The 17,901-nt window shown below is 67.6% G+C and carries 15 protein-coding genes and 1 pseudogene; 5 read left to right on the top strand and 11 right to left on the bottom strand.

Features of this window, described 5'->3' with window-relative positions:
• Positions 1-108 precede the first annotated feature (108 nt).
• On the top strand, positions 109-1,131 hold the full coding sequence (locus C2868_RS14925) for a LacI family DNA-binding transcriptional regulator (protein WP_100809699.1): 1,023 nt from the start codon (positions 109-111) through the stop codon (positions 1,129-1,131).
• Between the two features lie 12 nt (positions 1,132-1,143).
• Here C2868_RS14925 and C2868_RS14920 read toward each other — a convergent pair whose 3' ends face one another.
• The 9 genes from C2868_RS14920 to C2868_RS14880 all read right to left on the bottom strand — a co-directional run bounded on the left by C2868_RS14920 (position 1,144) and on the right by C2868_RS14880 (position 10,991).
• Positions 1,144-1,938, bottom strand: a complete 795-nt coding sequence (locus tag C2868_RS14920; RefSeq protein ID WP_100809698.1) for an IclR family transcriptional regulator — start codon at positions 1,936-1,938, stop codon at positions 1,144-1,146.
• Between the two features lie 101 nt (positions 1,939-2,039).
• Positions 2,040-3,128 (bottom strand): zinc-binding dehydrogenase, encoded by a 1,089-nt coding sequence (locus tag C2868_RS14915; RefSeq protein ID WP_100809697.1) that lies wholly within the window; start codon positions 3,126-3,128, stop codon positions 2,040-2,042.
• A gap of 110 nt (positions 3,129-3,238) precedes the next feature.
• Positions 3,239-4,168 (bottom strand): helix-turn-helix domain-containing protein, encoded by a 930-nt coding sequence (locus C2868_RS14910; protein ID WP_258034470.1) that lies wholly within the window; start codon positions 4,166-4,168, stop codon positions 3,239-3,241.
• A 181-nt stretch (positions 4,169-4,349) separates the two neighbouring features.
• A complete protein-coding gene (locus C2868_RS14905) occupies positions 4,350-5,441 on the bottom strand; it encodes a zinc-binding dehydrogenase (protein ID WP_100809695.1) in 1,092 nt (363 codons plus the stop codon).
• Entirely contained in the window at positions 5,438-6,001 is a 564-nt protein-coding gene (locus C2868_RS14900; RefSeq protein WP_100809694.1) for a hypothetical protein, read from the bottom strand. The genes C2868_RS14905 and C2868_RS14900 overlap by 4 nt, the downstream gene beginning before the upstream one ends.
• Before the next feature lie 59 nt (positions 6,002-6,060).
• Complete coding sequence (locus tag C2868_RS14895) at positions 6,061-7,083, bottom strand: ABC transporter permease (RefSeq protein ID WP_100809693.1); 1,023 nt, start codon at positions 7,081-7,083, stop codon at positions 6,061-6,063.
• On the bottom strand, positions 7,080-8,066 hold the full coding sequence (locus tag C2868_RS14890) for an ABC transporter permease (RefSeq protein WP_100809692.1): 987 nt from the start codon (positions 8,064-8,066) through the stop codon (positions 7,080-7,082). The genes C2868_RS14895 and C2868_RS14890 overlap by 4 nt, the downstream gene beginning before the upstream one ends.
• Positions 8,063-9,628, bottom strand: a complete 1,566-nt coding sequence (locus C2868_RS14885; protein ID WP_181003481.1) for a sugar ABC transporter ATP-binding protein — start codon at positions 9,626-9,628, stop codon at positions 8,063-8,065. Before C2868_RS14885 ends, C2868_RS14890 begins: the two co-directional genes overlap by 4 nt.
• A 70-nt stretch (positions 9,629-9,698) precedes the next feature.
• A complete protein-coding gene (locus C2868_RS14880) occupies positions 9,699-10,991 on the bottom strand; it encodes a substrate-binding domain-containing protein (RefSeq protein ID WP_157813852.1) in 1,293 nt (430 codons plus the stop codon).
• Positions 10,992-11,367: 376 nt separating this feature from the next.
• On the opposite strand from C2868_RS14880, the gene C2868_RS14875 reads away from it, so the two are divergent.
• The 4 genes and pseudogenes from C2868_RS14875 (at position 11,368) to C2868_RS17865 (ending at position 15,154) form a co-directional block, all read left to right on the top strand.
• The gene (locus C2868_RS14875; protein ID WP_219811484.1) at positions 11,368-12,855 is read left to right on the top strand and encodes an aldehyde dehydrogenase family protein; all 1,488 of its coding nucleotides are present in this window, start codon (positions 11,368-11,370) and stop codon (positions 12,853-12,855) included.
• Between the two features lie 129 nt (positions 12,856-12,984).
• Positions 12,985-14,394, top strand: a complete 1,410-nt coding sequence (locus C2868_RS14870; protein WP_100809688.1) for an aldehyde dehydrogenase family protein — start codon at positions 12,985-12,987, stop codon at positions 14,392-14,394.
• 218 nt (positions 14,395-14,612) lie between these two features.
• Positions 14,613-14,903: pseudogene (locus tag C2868_RS17870) on the top strand (ATP-binding protein); the annotation flags it as partial.
• Positions 14,904-14,947: 44 nt separating this feature from the next.
• On the top strand, positions 14,948-15,154 hold the full coding sequence (locus C2868_RS17865; protein ID WP_374935796.1) for a hypothetical protein: 207 nt from the start codon (positions 14,948-14,950) through the stop codon (positions 15,152-15,154).
• Positions 15,155-15,542: 388 nt separating this feature from the next.
• Here the strand turns inward: C2868_RS17865 and C2868_RS14860 are convergent, their stop codons facing one another.
• Entirely contained in the window at positions 15,543-15,983 is a 441-nt protein-coding gene (locus tag C2868_RS14860; RefSeq protein WP_100809686.1) for a MarR family winged helix-turn-helix transcriptional regulator, read from the bottom strand.
• A gap of 21 nt (positions 15,984-16,004) precedes the next feature.
• Positions 16,005-17,897: an FAD-dependent monooxygenase gene (locus C2868_RS14855; protein WP_100809685.1), complete on the bottom strand. Its 1,893-nt coding sequence runs from the start codon at positions 17,895-17,897 to the stop codon at positions 16,005-16,007.
• Between the last annotated feature and the right edge of the window lie 4 nt (positions 17,898-17,901).

The raw sequence follows: 17,901 nt of genomic DNA, 5'->3' as shown, positions 1-17,901 counted from the left end.
GCATGTCAAGTCACTCGGGGTAGCCTGGACGTAACGATTTGAACGTTCATGTGCGGGGGCGGCGCTGCCGCACTCTCCCCGCGCAGCCGAGGCCCGGGAGGCGCGGAGATGGCGAAGGCGCCCACCGTCGAGGACGTCGCCCGCGTCGCCGGGGTCTCGCGCCAGACCGTCTCCAATGTGCTCAACTCCCCCGAGATCGTCCGCGAGTCCACTCGGGAGCGCGTCGCCCATGTCATCGCGGAGCTGGGCTACCGCCCCCACGCGGCCGCGCGGCGCCTGCGCACGCGCCGCAGCTCGACCATCGGCATCCATCTCGATCCCTACACCGGCGGCATCTCGGGCGTGCTCCTCGACCGCTTCGTGCACGCCCTCACCGAGCGTGCGAGCGAACGAGGCATGCGCGTGCTGCTCTACAGCGCCCGGACGGCGGAGGAGGAGATGGAGCGTCTCGGCGACCTCATCGACGGCGGCGAGATCGACGCCGTCGTCGTGACGGGGACGTTCTTCGGCGACCCGCGCACCGGGTGGCTGGCAGAGCGGGACATGCCCTTCGTCTCCTTCGGGCGACCATGGGGAGGCGGCGACGTGTATCGCTCGACCCACACGTGGGTCGACGTCGACGGGGCCGCCGGTACCCGTGCCGCGACGCGTCACGCGCTGGCGACGGCGGGACCCCGCGTCGGGTTTCTCGGCTGGCCGAGCGACGGCGGCACGGGCGACGACCGCGAGCGGGGCTGGCGGGAGGCGATGGCGGAGGCCTCGGCCACCGGTCCGCGCTTCGAGACCGTCGACGGCCTCGCCGACGCCCGCGCCGTCATGACCGCGGCCTTCGCCGACGGCCGGACCATCGACGAGCTCGACGCCCTCGTGTGCGTCAGCGACGCCCTCGCGGTCGGCGCGCATCTCGCCGCCGCCGACGCCGGCCGCCGAGCGCTTCCGATCATCGGATTCGACAACACCCCCGTGGCCGAGGCCCTGGGCATCTCGAGCGTCGAGCAGTCGCCCGAGCTCGTCGCGGCGGGCGCGCTCGACCTGTTGATGGGGCCGACGGGGAACGTGATCGCGCTGCGCGACAGCGAGGCAGCGCCCGAGCACGTGCTCGTGGAGCCGCGGCTCATCGTCCGGCCGTAGCGGCGCGGCGCGTCAGAGCCCTTCGTGCATGTCCTTCGCGATGGCGTGCGCCGTCACCCGCAGCATCGAGGCGTACCGCCGCTCATCCCAGTGCTCCGAGGATGCAGCGATCGTGACGACGGCGGTCGGCGTGTCGAGACCGGACGGGATCGGCGCCGAGATGCCCGCGGCGCCGGCGTCCACCTCGCCCAGCTGCGTCGCATATCCGCGGCTCCGGGCCGCGGCGATCGTCGCGCGTAGACGCGCCTGCCCCACCGTGGAACGTTTCGTCTCACCGTCGAAGATCCGGGCGAGATAGCGTTCGATCCAGTCCGGCGACTGCGCCGAGACCAGCGCGCGCCCGCTGGCCGTCGTATGGAGAGGAAACCGCCCGCCTTCGTGGGCGAGCACCGGCACGGACCGCGGACCGCGGACGTGCCCGACGAACATCACCTGCGCCGTCTCGGGGATCGTCGTCGTCATGACCGCGATGAACACGTTCTCACCGCACGCCTCGTACAGCCGTGTCAGATGATCCTGCGCGGCCAGGCGTAGGCGCACACTGATGTGCGAGAACTGCCCGAGTTCCCAGACGAGGGTCCCCATCGCGTAACGCCCGCTCGCGGTCCGGGTGAGCAGGCCGAGGTGGACGAGGTCGCCCGTGATGCGATGCACGGTCGACCGGGGCAACCCGGAACGCTGAACCAGCTCACGCACCGACAGCGTGTCGTCCGCGTACGTGAAGCAGCGCAGCAGGTGCACGGTCCGAGCCAGCACCCTCGGCACGCCCTCGAATTCCGGGGTGTGCTCGTCCGGAATCGAGGACATGGGTTGAGCGTAGCCACTCGAGGGACCGTATCGCGCGCGCTCCCAGCCGTTTGCGGACACGACAGCCGGGCCCCCACGGCCTCGGGGGCCCGGTGCGTGCGTCAGGGAAACGTCACCACCGTTCGTCCGACATGCTCGTGGATGTGCGCGTAGGCATCGTTGACCTGCTCGAGTGAGATCGTGCGGGAGACGAGTTCGTCGAGGTGGAGCACGCCGCTGTTGTACAGCGAGACGTAACGCGGGATGTCCGTCTTGAAGTTGCCTGATCCGTTGAAGATCGGCCGGATGCGGACCTGGTTCCAGATGAACTCGGGTCCGATGCTGATCTCCAGCGTCGCCCCCGGCATGTTGATTCCGACGACGCCCAGCTCTCCCGCTCGACCGACCGAGTCGTATGCCTGCCGGGTCACCTCGGGGCGGCCCACGAAGTCGAAGACGAAGTCGGCCCCGCCCCCCGTCGCCTCGCGTACCGCGGCAACCGGTTCCGTCGTCGATGAGTTCACGCGGGCGGTCGCGCCCATGCGCACGGCGAGTTCGAGCTTGCTGTCAGAGATGTCCACGGCGACGATCGTCGAGGCTCCGGCGATACGTGCCGCCTGGATCGCTGCGAGGCCGAGGCCGCCGCAACCGTAGATGGCGACGGACGCACCGGCCGGCACTTTGGAGGCGTTGAGAACGGCGCCCGCGGCCGTCAGCACGCCGCAACCCAGGATGCATGCGACCTCGTGCGGAATGTCCTCGTCGATGCGTACGAGGTTGTTCTCGTGGACGAGGATCTGCTCGGAGAAGCCGCCGAGCTCGACGACGGGCGTGACGGCGGCGCCGTCCAGCGTGACGCGGGCCTCCTCGCCCGGTGCCCGTGTCACGAACGCCGGTTGGCTGCACATGTTGATGTCGCCACGCAGACAGGCGGCGCAACTGCCGCAGTGCGACTGCAGGGAGGCCACGACATGGTCACCCGGGACCAGGTCGACGACATCCGGACCTACCTGCTTCACGACGCCCGAGACCTCGTGTCCGAGAATTGCGGGTAGCGCGAAACCGCCGAGCGAACTCGCCGTCAGATCGCTGTGACACAGCCCGCTCGCCTTGACGTCTACGAGCACCTCACGACCGATCGGCGACGCGAGTCGCACATCCGCGGTGCGGAACGTGCCGCCCACCTCATCGAGTACGAGCGCCTGCACCATCGCGTCCTCCTTCGGCCGTACGAGCTTTGTCTCCACGCTAAACGCGATGCGCACGACCCCGTTTGACCGCGCTCGCACGACTGTTGACGGTGCGCGCACCAACCCGGGCGCTAAGCGGCCTGCTGTCCGGCGGCGCGGATGTCACGCGCGCTTCGACCGAAGTGGTCCTTGAAGACGCGGCTGAAGTGGGTCGGCTCGAGGAAGCCCCATCGGGCGGCGATACCCGCGATGGGCCACTGCGCCATGACAGGGTCCGTGAGATCGCGGCGGCAGCGTTCGAGCCGGCGCTGTCGAATCCAGGCGGATGTCGTCGTCCCCTCACGCTGGAACAACACCTGAAGATAGCGGACCGAGATGAAATGTGCCGCGGCGATCTTCCCCGGCCCCAGGGCGGGATCGCCGAGGTTGTCGTCAATGTATGCGCACACTCGCCGCAGGAGTGCCCGGCGCGATGTCTCCTCGTCGTCGATGTCCAGTTCACTCACAAGCATCGTCGTCACGAGATCGACGAGGTTGCGCGCGAGCCGGGCCCCGGCCGACGACTCGAATTGATGCAGGTCCGCGGCAAGCGACGCGATGAAGGGCGAGATGATCGAGGTCATGCCGTGATCGCTCGAGAGGCGGACGGCGGTGAGCTGGCGCACGATTCCCGGGGGCAGCTCGACCTGCTGCCTCGGCAGCATCACGACAGCGGTGCGGGCCCCCTCGGACGAGATCAGCGTGTACGGGCGAGTCGTGTCGTAAAGGGCGACATCGCCGACACCGAGCACGGCCTCGCGGTCGTCCTGGAGCACGATGGAGGTGCCGGAGAGCATCGTACTGAGCTTGTAGAACTCTCCCGTCGTGGTGGTCTCGATCATCCTCGGGGTGCGCTGCACGATGTGCTCGTTGGCGGCGATCTCGTAGCAGTAGACGTCGTCCCGCCGTGCGGCCCGGATGCGCCCCGTGAAATCGGGGCGCGAGGTCGTGACCTCCAACGGCATGAACGACGCCTGCACGAGGGCGTTGAACGCATCCATGCTGTGGGCGACGGATGTCATCACGCCCCGGGACTCCGAAGGCTCGACTGGATGCTGCATGGATGGCCTCGCTCCCGCTGTGCGTCGTTGCAATCAACTAGGTGGTGCAACGCTAGGGCGGCCCCTCGCCCGGCCGCCGAGATTGTCCCACAGCATGGGACGGTTCCATGCTGTGGGACAGCCGTGCGGCGGGCGTCGACCCTCAGAACGCGGTGACCACCGACCGCGCGACCTCCCCGCTCATGAGCCGGTCGTAACCCGCGTTCAGGTCCTCCAGGGCGATGCGCTGCGAGACGAGCGCGTCGAGCTGGAGTCGGCCCTGCAGATACAGCTCGGCGAACATCGGGATATCGACATGCGGGTTCGTCGACCCCATCGAGACGCCGATGATGCGTCGCTGCGGCAGGATGATGTCCGAGAACAGATCGACGTCGAGTACCGTTCCCGGCTTCTGCACACCGATGAGAAATGCGCCTCCACCGACGGCGAGCATCCGTACCGCCTGCTCCGCGGTCGTCTTGAGACCGATGACCTCGAACGCGTGGGTCACCCCTCCGCCGGTAAGCTCGCGCACCGCCTCGACCGCATTCGTACCGGATGCATCGACCACATCGGTCGCGCCGAACGACCGGGCAAGCGCGAGCTTGGCGGGATGCAGGTCGACCCCGATGATGCGAGACGCCCCGGCCAGGGCCGCACCCTGAATGGTGTTCAGCCCCACGCCGCCGCAGCCGATGACCGCGACGGTGTCTCCGGGGCGAACGCAGGCCGTGTTGATCGCCGCGCCCGCACCCGTGACGACACCGCAACCGAGCAGGCATGCCACCTCGAACGGCACGTCGGCATGCAGCCGTATCGCGAGGTTCTCGTGAACGAGCACACGCTCGGCGAACCCGCCCACCCCCATGAACTGCGTCACGCGCTCGCCGTCGACACCGAGCCGCGACGGATCGTCGGGTGAGCGCTCGAGGCGCGCCACCTGCGTGCAGCGGTACGGGCGCGCGCTACGGCACTCCGCGCAAAGGCCGCATCCGGCGACCATGCACACCACCACGCGGTCACCCACCGACACGGCGCTCGCATCCGGTCCGACCTCGACGACGACTCCCGCCACTTCGTGTCCGAGGAGGGCCGGCATGGGAAACCCCATGCCGTGCTGCGCAATCGAGAGGTCACTGTGGCAGAGTCCGCTGGCGCGTACCTCGATCACCACCTCGCGTCCGATCGGATCTGCAAGGTCGACGTCGGCGAGGCGGAAGCCGTCGCCGGGCGCGGCGACCAGTGCGGCCCTCATCGGTCCGCGGCAGCGAGCAGTTCACTGCCCGGGTCGTCGGGTCCCTCGTGTTTCACCGGGGGACCGGCGAGGAAGAAGAACCCGACCTCCCCGCGGCCCTCCTCGGGCGTCCCCGTGCACAGGAAGAGCCTGTCGTTCACCTTGCGCACCTCGTCCAGGAAGCCGATCGAACCGGCCGGGTTGTCGAAGTCGCTGTACTTGAGCAGGAGCGTGGGCTTGCCGTCGATCGGCGAGATGCCCCGGTGGATTCCGAACCGGTCCTTCCGGGACACCGAACCGTCCGCGTTGCGGATGCGGTTGTACCCGGATGCCCCGCCGTCCTCCTCCCCCGGGAAGCCCTTGCCCAGCCAGAATGTGCCCCCGCCGGCCTGGATGCGCCCGAGCGCCGCCGCGAAGGTGTCTTCGCTCTGTCCGAGGTAGTCGAAGCCGGCATACTCCCCCTTCATCTCTCCGACCGCGGGGGGCGACAACTCGGCGAACAGCTCGATCAGCGACGGCTTGTCGAGCGCGGACAGATGGGGCACCTGCCAGTCTTCTCTCGTGCCTGCATGGGTCATCATCGGTCTCCTCTATCTGGTGGGGTGGTCGGTGTGGCGAACAGATTGGATCGGAGCCGGGGTCATACGCGGTCCGCGAGTCTGCGTCCGCGTCCGTAGATGACCATCGCGAGAAGGATCACCAGCCCGTAGAGGATCTGCTGGTCACTCGTGGCGAGGCCATGCCCGATCAGGACGGTCGTGATGATGGTGAGCATCACCGCGCCGACGACGGTACGGGTGTAGTCGCCCGGGCCGCCGAACGCGGTTCCGCCGATGATGACCGCGGCCAGACTCTGGAACAGGTACGGGCCACCGATAGCGGTGTTGACCGTTCCCGAGAACGACGCGAGCGCGATTCCGGCGAGCGAAGCCATCAAGGCGCTGGTCGCGAAAACGAGGATCCAGACGCGCCTCACGCGGATGAGCGCGTACGACGCGGCCCGAGCATTCGCCCCGGTCGCCTGGAGCCGCCGGCCCGCCACCGTCCGGTGGATGAACACACCCATCGCGATGGTCAGCAGCAGCCAGATCGCGAGGATCGGAGGGAAAGGAAGCCCGAAGGTGGTCGAACGAAGAGAGGTGAGCGCGAGCAGCCACTCGGGCGCTCCGCCGGCGATCATGCCCTCGGTCGGCACCTGCACGAGCCCCAGCGCGAAGGTCCCCATCGCGAGCGTCACGATCAGAGGCTCGATCTTGAAGCGATGGCAGACCCACCCGACGAAGGCGCCGAGCACGAGCGTGAAAGGGATCAGGAGGAGAACGGAGACTCCGACCGGTATGCCGAAGGTCGCGGGCAGCTGGGTGACGGCGACAGCTCCGACGACGAGGAAGCTGGCTACCGACATGTCGAAGCCGCCGATCAGCACGACGAGCGTCTGTCCCATGCCCGCCAGCGCGACGAGCGATGCAAGCACGAGCACGGACACGATACTCGTGGGGCGGGCGAACCCGTCGAGCGTCGTCGCCCCCACGATGAATGCCGCGACCGCTATCGCCAGCTGGAGCACGGGAAACCGCTCCTGAAGACGCAGTGCGGCTGCCAGCATCCGTGGCCGCCTCTTCGCGATCTCGGTAGCGACGGCTTCGGTGGTCAGGGCGGTCATCGACGGTCCTCCTTCGGGGATGCTGCCAGCACGGCGCCCATGATGACCGCGAACAGCAGCAGGGCACCGAACACGAGGTTGAGCCACACCTGGGAGACGTTGAAGAGGGTGAGCATGTTCTGCACGAGGAAGATCACGGCAGCACCGACCAGAGCCCCGAGCATGCCGCCGCGGCCCCCGAGCAGGCTGATGCCGCCGAGGGCAACGGCCGCGATCGCCCCGATGGTGTAGGCGCCGCTGGCGGTTGCGTCCACGGAACTGACCAGCGCTGTCAGTGCGATACCACCGATCGAGGCGAGAATCCCTCCGATGGAATAGGCGATGAGGCGCACCACTGCCACGTTGATGCCTGCCGAGTACGCCGTGGCGTCATTGCCTCCAGCGGCGTAGAGGTTGCGCCCGTAGGCGGTCCGCATGAGGAGGTACCACAGCGCCAACGGGATCCCGACGAGGAACAGCGCTCCCGGAACGAACCACACCGTGCGCGCAAGATCGAGCACCCACCCTTCGAACAGGATGAACGGGGTAGGTGCGAGCCGCAGATTCACGCCCATGAGCACGAACATCGACGCGAGCGTCGCCACGATCGGCGGCAGCCGCAACCCGATGACGATGAGTCCGTTCACGGTACCGATGAGGGCGCCGACGGCGACGAGAATCGGAATCGCGACGTACCCGCCGAGCCCCGCCGGCGTGAGGTAGCCGACGAGGAGTATCGAGGAGAGCGTCATCTGCGGGCTGATCGAGAGGTCCACGCCGCCCCCGACGATCGTCGCACCCATCGCCATCGCGGCCAGCGCGAGCGGCGCGAAAGCGGCGAGCTGCTGAACCGGCCCGAAGTCGGGCTGGAGGACGAGATTCACGACGAGCATCAGAAGCGCGAGGATCGCGGCGAAGGCAGCCGGGTGTCGGCGAAAGAAGGCCCTCAGTGTTGTGGGGATCTGTCGTGATGGCGTGCCGCGCGGTGGCGCCAGGATGGTCATAGTGCGTTCTCCCTGCCGAAGAAGCTGGATACGAGGGCCTCGCGGGTGAGTTCCGCGTGGTCGAGGACGGCGCTGCACTCGTGACCGTTGAAGACGAGGACCCGGTCCATCAGTTCGATGTGCTCATCGACCTCCGTCGAGAGCATGACGACCGCCAGCCCCTCGGCGGTGAGATCGGCGAGCAGCCGGTACAGGTCGCGCTTCGCATTGATGTCGATGCCACGGGTCGGGTCATTGAGCAGCAGGATCCGAGGTCGTGTCGCCAGCCATCTGGCGATGACGACCTTCTGCTGGTTTCCTCCGCTCAGGGTCGTGATGGCGTCGGTCGCGCGCCCGTACTTGATGCGCAGCGGCTCGACGTACTCTTCGAAGCGACGTGTCGTCCGGCTCGCCCGCACGAATCCACCCCGTGCGTCGTCGGCGATCGTCGAGATCGCGAAGTTATCGAGGATCGACATCCACTCGAACAGCGACTCCGCCCGACGCTCACGTGGCACGTAGGCGATGCCTTCGCGGTGCGCCGAGGCGTGGCTCGTGATGACCCGCTCGTCGGAACCGTCGACCCTCACGACCTCGCCGGTCTCCTGGCCGAACCCGGCGAGGGCGCGAAGGAACACGTCCTGACCCTGGCCTTCCAGCCCGGCCAGGCCGAGCATCTCGCCCGCGCGCACGTCGAGCGTCACGGGCGCGCTCCCGGGGGCGAGGGCGACATCGCGGGCGCGCAGCACCACCTCGCCCGCGGGACGCCGCTCGCGAACCTCGGCCCGAACGTCGGCAGGAGCGAGATGGTCTCCTCCCGTCATCATCTCGACGAGGCCGGGAACGGTCCATTCCCCCTGATCGAGGGTTCCGACCGTGACGCCCGAACGGAGGACGGTGATGCGGTCGCCGATCTCCTCGACCTCATCCATGCGGTGGGTGATGAGCACCAACCCCTTGCCTTCGTCCCGAAGCCGACGCGCCGTGGCGAACAAGCGCGTGCGACTGTCGTAGTCCAGAGCGGACGTCGCCTCGTCGAGGATCAGCACCTGCGGGTCGCGGAGCAGCGCCCGCGCGATGGAGCACACCTGGCGCTCGCTCAAGGTGAGGTCCTCGACGAGAGCACTCAACGACGGCGGCGATTCGAGGAGTTCCGCGAGCACGTCCTCGGCACGACCCATCCGCTCTTCGCGGCTGAGTCGTGAAGCGAAGAGACCGTCGGAGCCGAGCCAGAGGTTCTCGAGCACGCTCCGGCTCTCGATCGAAAGCACTTCCTGGAAGACGGTGAAGATACCGGCTGCTTGAGCCTCGGCAGGCGAGCGGAACCGCCGCTCCGAGCGGCCTGTGACCGCGATTGTTCCGCTGGTCGGTGCGTGGACCCCGCTGAGGATCTTCACGAGAGTCGACTTTCCGGATCCGTTCTCTCCGACCAGAGCATGGATCTCGCCAGCGCGCACATCGAGGGATGCGTCACGAAGAGCGATGGTGGGGCCGAAACGCTTGCTCACCGATTCGACGCGCAGGATAGCGCGATCGGGATCGGCGGAAGCACGTGAGCCTTGTTCTGTTGGGGTGATCGTCACTGCCCTGCCTCCTTGTTGACGTCGCGGGCGGGGCGGCGCCGCGTCACCGCGGGCGCCGCCCCGATATCGATCAGGATGCGGGGTGCGTGAAGTAACCGTCGAGGTAGTCGGCCGGCAGGAGCGATCCGACCGTCTTGGTCTCTTCCGTGGATGTCGTGGTCGCACCGGGTACGAGGTATTCGTCGACGTTGTCGGCCGTGATGAACTGCGTCTGGAGGGCGATCTGATTGATCTTCGGTCCCTCGCCTCGCATCGTGCGCAGTGCGACATCCCACAACGCCTCACCGAACTGCGTGCCCGTGCCCGGCATCGCCAGTCCCTTGTACCCGTCGGGGCTCAGTTGCTCCCACCAGGCGAGTGATGCCGCGGTCGGGAGATTGTCCACGACGAGCGGCTGATCGTCACGACCCGTGTCGGCGAACGCAGCAAAGACTCCGGCGCCCATCGAGGCGACCTGGTACACCATGTCGACATCCTCCGGGTTCGAGGCGAGGAAGCTCACCATCGCGGACTTCGCACCCGGGTCGTTGAAGCTGCCGGCCGGCTTCCCCACGATCTCGATCCCCTCGCAGAGCGCGAGGGTCTGCTCGGCAGCGGACACGGAAGACGTGTTCACGGTCATGCCTTCGATGCCCTGCATGATCACGACGTTGCCCTCGCCGCCGATCATGTCGGCGCCGCGCGAGATGGCCTGCGCGACGCCGTCGAACGCGTTCGGGGTGATGTTGAGCGCATAAGGCGATGCGACATAGCCCGTGAAGGTCACGGTGGGTACGCCCTGCTCGCCCGCGCTGTTCACCGCCGCGACGAGCGCCTCGCCCGAGAGCGGCTGGGCGATGATGATGTCGGCACCCTTGCGCACGAGCTGCTCGAACGCCCGTACCTGATCAGCGGCGGTCACCGCGCCCCCCGTTCCACCGGGAGTCTCCACGATGAGGTCCGCGACGTCACCAGCCGACTTGGACTTCGCGAACAGTCGGTCGATCTCGGCGGCGAGCGAGGCCGCGACGGGGCTGCCGGAGTCCTGCTGCAGGTAGCCGACAGTGATCGGCCCATCGGCGATCTTCGACTCGAGGTCCGACCAGGCGCTCGCCTCGACCGTGTCGGGCCATCCGTTGAAGGCGGTCTGGATCTCCTCCGGCATCTTCGCGATGAGTCCATCCGGGTCCTTCGGAGCGACCACCGGCACGCTGCCGCATTCGGCGTCGATGGGTGCAGCGCTACCCGTCCCGCCACCCGCATTGGAGGATCCGCCGCCCCCGCACGAGGCGAGAACGAGCACGACCGGCAGCGCAAGGAGCGGTGCCAGTCGGCGATATCCGCCGCGAGGGGTGCGAGTTGCCGTGAGTTCTTCTCTGGTCATGTGATGCCGTCCTTCAAGAGTGTCGATGCGTGACGCCCATGTCATTCGCTTCGCGCGCCGTCGCGGCAGCGGTGCCGTCTCGGAGCGACCGGGCCCGGGTCGTAGGTGCCTGGATTCGCCACGCTATGGTTCATCGACCCCGGGGAGAAGACGTCGTCCGGCAACCGTGCGGCTCGGGTCAAGTCACGTGCGTACTCGGCTAATCGGCATGGCCCGTGAACGTCTGCGCCCTCGGCGATGCCTCTTTGACCACGCGCGCAGCCCGCTTTCCCTGCCGCGCACACGTGCTCGGGAGGGATGGCGGCCGCCGCCCTATTACGGGAGAGTCAGCGCCAGCCGACTACCGCTGGTCGGTAACTCGGAAGGAATACACCCCATGCCCGCAACCGAAATGACCCAACCCGCACTCATCGACGAGTCGGTCTTCTCCGGCCGGATCCACATCGATGGGGAATGGATCGTCGGGGAGGGCGGTGAAGCGGACTCCATCGAACCAGCTACCGGAAGAACTCTCGCCAAGGTCGGCTTGGCCTCACCCGGCGATGTCGCTCGCGCCGCCGAAGGCGCCGCCCGCGCGCAGGCGGAGTGGGCCGCGACGCCGCACCCGGTGCGCGCGGCCGTGATGCGCAGAGCCGCACAGCTGTGGGAACAGCACGCCGAGGAGATCATGGGATGGAACGTCCGGGAGGTGGGAGCCGTCCCGGCACTCGCCGGTTTCGCGCTGCACGTCACTGCTGCCGAGTGCTACGAGGCCTCAGCCCTCCCCTCTGCCCCGCTCGGCTCGATACTTTCCAGTGAAGAGCCGCGGCTGTCACTGGCCCAGCAGGTGCCCGTCGGCGTCGTCGGTGTCATCTCTCCGTTCAATGTCCCCCTGATCCTGGGCATTCGGGCGGTCGCCCCCGCGCTCGCACTCGGCAACGCCGTGCTCCTCAAGCCCGACCCCCGCACGGTGATCACGGGCGGTGTCTCGATGGTGCGGATCTTCGAAGAGGCGGGGCTTCCCGCAGGCCTGCTCCAGCTCGTTCCCGGCGGCGCCGATGTGAGCGAGGCGATGGTCGCCGACCCGCGCGTGCGCGTCATCGCGTTCACCGGCTCCACCCGGGCGGGCAGGATCGTGGGGGAACTCGCGGGCCGCCATCTGACGCGCGCCCACCTGGAACTCGGCGGGAACTCCGCCTTCATCGTTCGGGCGGATGCGGACGTCGACGAGGCGGTGAACTTGGCAGCCTGGGGCGCGTTCCTGCACCAGGGCCAGATCTGCATGACCGTCGGCAGGCACATCGTGCACGAATCGTTGTTCGATGAATACGTCGCGAAGCTCGCGGCCAAAGCGGAGTCGATGGCCGTTGGAGATCCTGCCACCGAGCACGTGCACCTGGGCCCGCTCATCGATGCATCCCAGCGAGACCGCGTGCACGCGCTCGTGCAGGAGTCGGTGGCACTGGGAGCGACTCTCGCGGCGGGCGGCACCTACGAGGGACTGTTCTATCGACCCACCGTGCTCGCCCACCCGTCGCGCGACGCGGCCGCCTACTGCGAAGAGGTATTCGGCCCGGTTGCCTCCGTGGTCGCCTATGCGACCGACGAGGAGGCCGTGCGCATCGCCGCCGACACCGACTACGGGCTGTCGCTCGGGATCGTCAGCCGTGATGCGCTCGGCGCGTACGAACTGGCGAAGCAGATTCCCACCGGCATCGTGCACATCAACGACCAGACCGTGAACGACGAGGCGAACGCGCCCTTCGGCGGCGTCGGCGCCTCCGGCACAGGCTCGCGTCACGGCGGAGAACGCGCGAACGTCGAGGCCTTCACGGAGACGCGCTGGATCACGATGCGCCGCGAGCCGGGGCAGTATCCGTTCTGACCCCCGTATCCCCGAGGCGGGGAGACCAGACCGCGAACCCCTGGCATGGCCCGAGTCATGCCAGGGGCCCGTCCCCGGCTCCAGAGGACGGGCGCGAACGCAACAACGACGTCAGTTCTAGGAGGAACCATGACCGAGCCAACGACGACACTTCTCGACGCCATCACCGTAGGCGAGCGCGAGGGCAGAGCGATCCCGGATGCCGCAACCGGTGAGACCATCGGATGGGCACGCGTGCACACCATCGAGGATCTCGACAGCGCGGTGGTGCGCGCGCATGCCGCGCAGCAGTCATGGGCGGGGCTCTCGTCGGGCGAGCGCGCCGACTACCTGCGCCGTGCGGCCGACGAGATCGACGCACACGCGGAGGAGCTCGCGCAGATCATCGCTCGAGAGCAGGGCAAACCGCTGAACGGCGCGGGAGCGCGCTTCGAGGCGGCCGGCTGCGCCGTCTGGCTGCGCAGCGCGGCAGACCTCGAACTCGAGCCCGAGGTGCTCTTCGAAGCAGGGGGAAACCGCTCGGAATTGCACTACGTGCCCTTGGGTGTCGTCGCGGCGATCAGCCCGTGGAACTGGCCCGCGCTCATCGCGATGTGGCAGATCGCTCCTGCCCTGCGCGTCGGCAACACGGTTGTGGCCAAGCCGAGCGAATACACCCCTCTCAGCGTGCTGGCGTTGATCGAGCTGATGAACCGTCACCTGCCGGAGGGAGTACTGATCGGAGTGTCGGGCGACCGCGAGGTGGGTGCGGGTTTGGCCGGTCACCGTGGTATCTCCAAGGTGATGTTCACGGGGTCGACGAAGACCGGCCGGGAGATCGTGAAGAGCTCGGCCGGCAATCTCGCGCGCCTCACGCTCGAACTCGGCGGAAACGATCCCGGGATCGTCCTGGCGAGCGCGGATCCCGCGGCGATCGCGCAGGGGCTGTTCTGGGGGATCTTCATCAACACCGGTCAGACGTGCGCGGCGCTCAAGAGGCTCTACGTACACGATGCGATCTACGACGACGTCGTGCGGGAGCTGGCGATGCTGGCCGAGGGCGCGGCGCTCGGACCCGGTCTGGATGAGACGAGCCAGCTCGGCCCGTTGTCCACCGACCAGCAGTTCGACATCGTCTCGCACCTGGTCGATGATGCACGCGCCCGGGGCGCACGTGTCGTGACGGGCGGCGAGGCCGCCCCCGAGCTCGGACCGCGCTTCTACCGCCCCACGATCGTCGCGGACATCGAGGACGGAGCCCCGCTGGTGGACGAGGAGCAGTTCGGTCCGGTGATACCGGTGATCCGCTACACCGATCTCGACGACGCCGTACGGCGGGCCAACGCATCCGAACAGGCACTCGGCGCTTCCGTGTGGGGCGACCCGGTCGAAGCGGAGCGAGTCGCCCACCGCCTCGAGAGCGGCACGGTGTGGATCAACCAGCACGGGACGCTCAATCCGGCCGTGCCCTTCGGGGGAACGAAGGCATCGGGATACGGTCTCGAGTTCGGCATGCACGGGATGAAGGGCCTCGTCGCACCGAAGGTGATCACGATCTGATCGGGTGGACGAGTCAGCCCTATCAAAGGGTGGCGACCGCCTCGGTCAGAGACTCGCTGTCATCAGGTCCGGGGTCGTCATCAGGGCATCGGACAGTCGCGCCTCGGCGGCTTCGAGCTCCTTCACCCATACGGGCAGGAGCCAGTCCATTCGCCCACTAGGAACCTCGTCAGCGAAGACGGTCTCAGCCAGGGGGGCGCCGATTCGAGATCGGTGCGATGCTGCACCGAGTCGAGGAATCGCTGCGCCCTCTGTCCCACTCACGGAAGGTGAGCCTCAGGATCGGCGGTGACGTCGCGACGATCGTCGAGGGCGACGAGGACCAGCTCGAACAGACCTTCACGCACGTGATCGAGAATGCGGTGAAATTCACGCCGGTTGCGGGATGCGTGGATGTCGAAGTGATGGCGGCCAGAAGGCTGAATGGGAGCCCGAGCGTCACGATCGACATCACCGACACGGGAATGGGCATCCCGGCCGATGACATCCCTCATGTTTTCGAGCGCTTCTTCCGAGCCACCAACGCCCAAGTTCAGGCGGTGCGGGAACAGGTCTGGGGCTCGCCATCGTCCGCGAAATCGTTCGCGCGCATCGAGGAGACGTCTCCGTATCGTCCGTTCTCGGCGAGGGAACGGCTCTGCGCATCGAACTCCCCGCGCGGCAAAGCGCGCCCGTGCAGGACCGGAGCAAAGTCCCCTCGATGCCGTCTCGTGAAAATTACCCTGATCAGTTGTATTCTCGCGGAGACGGAGGGATCTGAATCCGGTCCAGACGAGGCTGCTCGGTCCGGCAGGAGGGTTCAACTCGATGTAGCGCGGTTTCTCGATGATTCTCGTGGAGGTTCGTCTACGCCTGCGGGGATTCAGTTGTTCGCAGATCTTCGCACGTCTCATTGCCCGGAGGGCGAATGAGGGCATGTCGGCCACGGCATAGTCCGCTCACCCAGCGTCGCATCACGACCGCCGGGCTGGACAACGAGCCCGTCTGGTCAAGCGTGCAACGCGAGCAGCTTGACCGCACTGCCTGGAGCGATCCCCGACCTCACCGGAAAATTGATCCGCGCCGCAGGTCCGTGGCAGTCGGCGACGCTCGCCGGCTGGGGCGGCCCGCCGGCGCCCACAGCCGGTGCTGCCGAGTAAGCACGGACCCTATCGCTCGAGAAGCGACCACAGCGCGCGGTAGAGCGCCGTTGCCTCCGCGGGGTCCATGTGCTGGGTCAGCTCGCGCTGCACCTCAAGAACGAGCGGTGCGAGGCGACGACGCTCGCTCTCGCCCCGCTCGGTGAGGGTGACGACGTTACGTCGCGCGTCGCCGTCCGCGCGCTGCCTGCTGATGAGCCCGGCACGCTCCATCCGGCGAACGAGGTCAGTGATGGTGGAGCGGTCGAGGTCGACTTCATCGCACAACTCGCGCTGGCTCGCTCCGCCGAGGCGGTTCAACACAGCGAGGATGCTGTACTGCGCGCTGGTGATCTCCGCAGACACCGTGCGCGCCCACGTAGCCAAGTGCAACTGCTGGGCACGGCGGATCAGATTGCCGACGTGCCGCTGCGGCTCGGCAATCGATTCGGGGAGGTCGTGGGCGGTCACGGCATCAATCGTGTCAGCCAATCACACCGGGCGCAGGACACCGCCGAAGAACGCGCACAGCTGGTCGCGTGCAGTCAGCGGCAGCACGTGTGCGATGTATTGATCTGGACGCACGACGATCATCGCCCCGTCCGCGGCGATGCCGCGCCGCGCGAAGATGTCGTCGGCGGGGTCGGCCGCCCACGCCTTCTCCCAATCCTGCAAACCGAGAGGTCCCGAGATCGGCAGCAGAATCTCGGGCAGCGAGGTCATGTCGATGTCGTGATGCGAGCCCCGGAATACCGCGTGCACGTCGATAACGGCGTCGATGTCGGCATGCGGTGAGCGGAACGTGTTAACGGGAGAGCCCACGTCGCTGCCGAGCCAAGCGAGCAGGTCTTGTAGTTCGGCTCCGGATTCGTCACCGAACGCGTAGAGACGCCAGCGACCGTCGGCGCGGTGCGCGTGTCCGAGCTGCATCAGCCGGGCGTCAGCCACACGCCGCACCGGGGCAGAATGGAACCGCGCTCCGACCTCGAACCCCGTTGCGAGGGTTTGGTGATCGAGCGTTCCGGTGAGGATCGAGGTCGCATAGGTGGTGGCGAGGCCGGCGGTGTACCGGCCCTGCCGAGCGAACTCGGCTTGCATCTCCTCGGGCGAGACCCCGCCGCGCTCGGGATGCTCGGGATCGCGCGAAGGCTGGGCTATGAATGCAGACCAGTGTTTGTCGAACTCGATCAGATCGGTCGCGATCGCCTGGCGTTCCTCCGAGTATGTACGGAGGAGCGACGCATCCGAGCGTCCCTGCAGCACGGCGGCGAGCTTCCATCCGAGATTGAATGCATCCTGCATCGACACGTTCATGCCCTGCCCCGCCTTTGCACTGTGCGTGTGGCATGCGTCGCCCGCGAGGAACAGGTGGGGCACGGCGTTCGCCGGCGGCTCGGGACCGAGATCATCGAAGCCTCTGGCAACCCGCTGGCCGACCTCGTACACGCTCGACCAAGCGACTTCCTTCACATCGATCGAATAGGGATCCAGGATCGCGTTCGCAATCGCACGGAGCTGCTCTGCCGATGTGCCGCGGATGGCCCGGTCTCCCGCGGCTACCTCCCCCAGATCGACGTAGATGCGCACCATGTTCCCGCCCTCGCGCGGGATCATGAGAAGACTTCCCTTGCCTGCCGACTGCACAACGTTCTTCGTGCGCCAGTCGGGGAAGTCTGTCGTGGCGAGCACGTCCATCACGCCCCAGGCGTGGTTCGCCGCGTCGCCCTCGAGCCGTATACCGAGCGACCGGCGTACGTTGCTCCGGGCGCCGTCGCATCCGACGACGTAGCGGGCGTGGACGACGAATTCCTCACCCTCGTTCATCCCCGCGGTGCGCCGGAGGGTGACCGCCACGGGTCGATCGCCCTCGACCATCTCGAACCCAACGAACTCGAGGCCATAGTCGGCCTCAAGCCGGCTCGCCGAGCGCGCGGCATACTCCAGCAGGTACTGCTGCATACGCGCCTGGTTCACGATCACGTGAGGGAACTCACTGAGCCCCGCGGGGGTGTCCTCAACCCACCCAGTGCGCACGATCTTCGAACGATCGGTCTCCGACGGCCCCCAGAACCGCACCTCGTTCACCCAGTACGCCTCGCGCAGCAGCGCGTCGGCAAGACCGAACGCCTGGAACATTTCGACGGTGCGGCAAGCCACCCCATCCGCGTGGCCAGCCGCGAGAGGCTCGGCCCGACGTTCGATGATGCGGGTCGAGATGCCGGGGAACTCCGCCATCTGCGCGGCCAGCACCGTACCTGCGGGTCCGGTGCCGACGATCAGCACGTCGAGTTCCGCGGGGAACTCGTCCGATCGCGCGAGCGCTTCGGTCGCGGCAGGCTGGATATCGGGATCGCCGGGGCGGTATCCGTCTCGGTAAAACTGCACACGT

Origin of the sequence: Microbacterium sp. CJ77 (assembly GCF_002911615.1) — a bacterium.
In the GTDB taxonomy this organism is placed as follows: domain Bacteria; phylum Actinomycetota; class Actinomycetes; order Actinomycetales; family Microbacteriaceae; genus Microbacterium.
The sequence above is the reverse complement of the archived record's forward strand: the minus strand, read 5'-3'. Positions and strand labels throughout refer to the sequence as shown.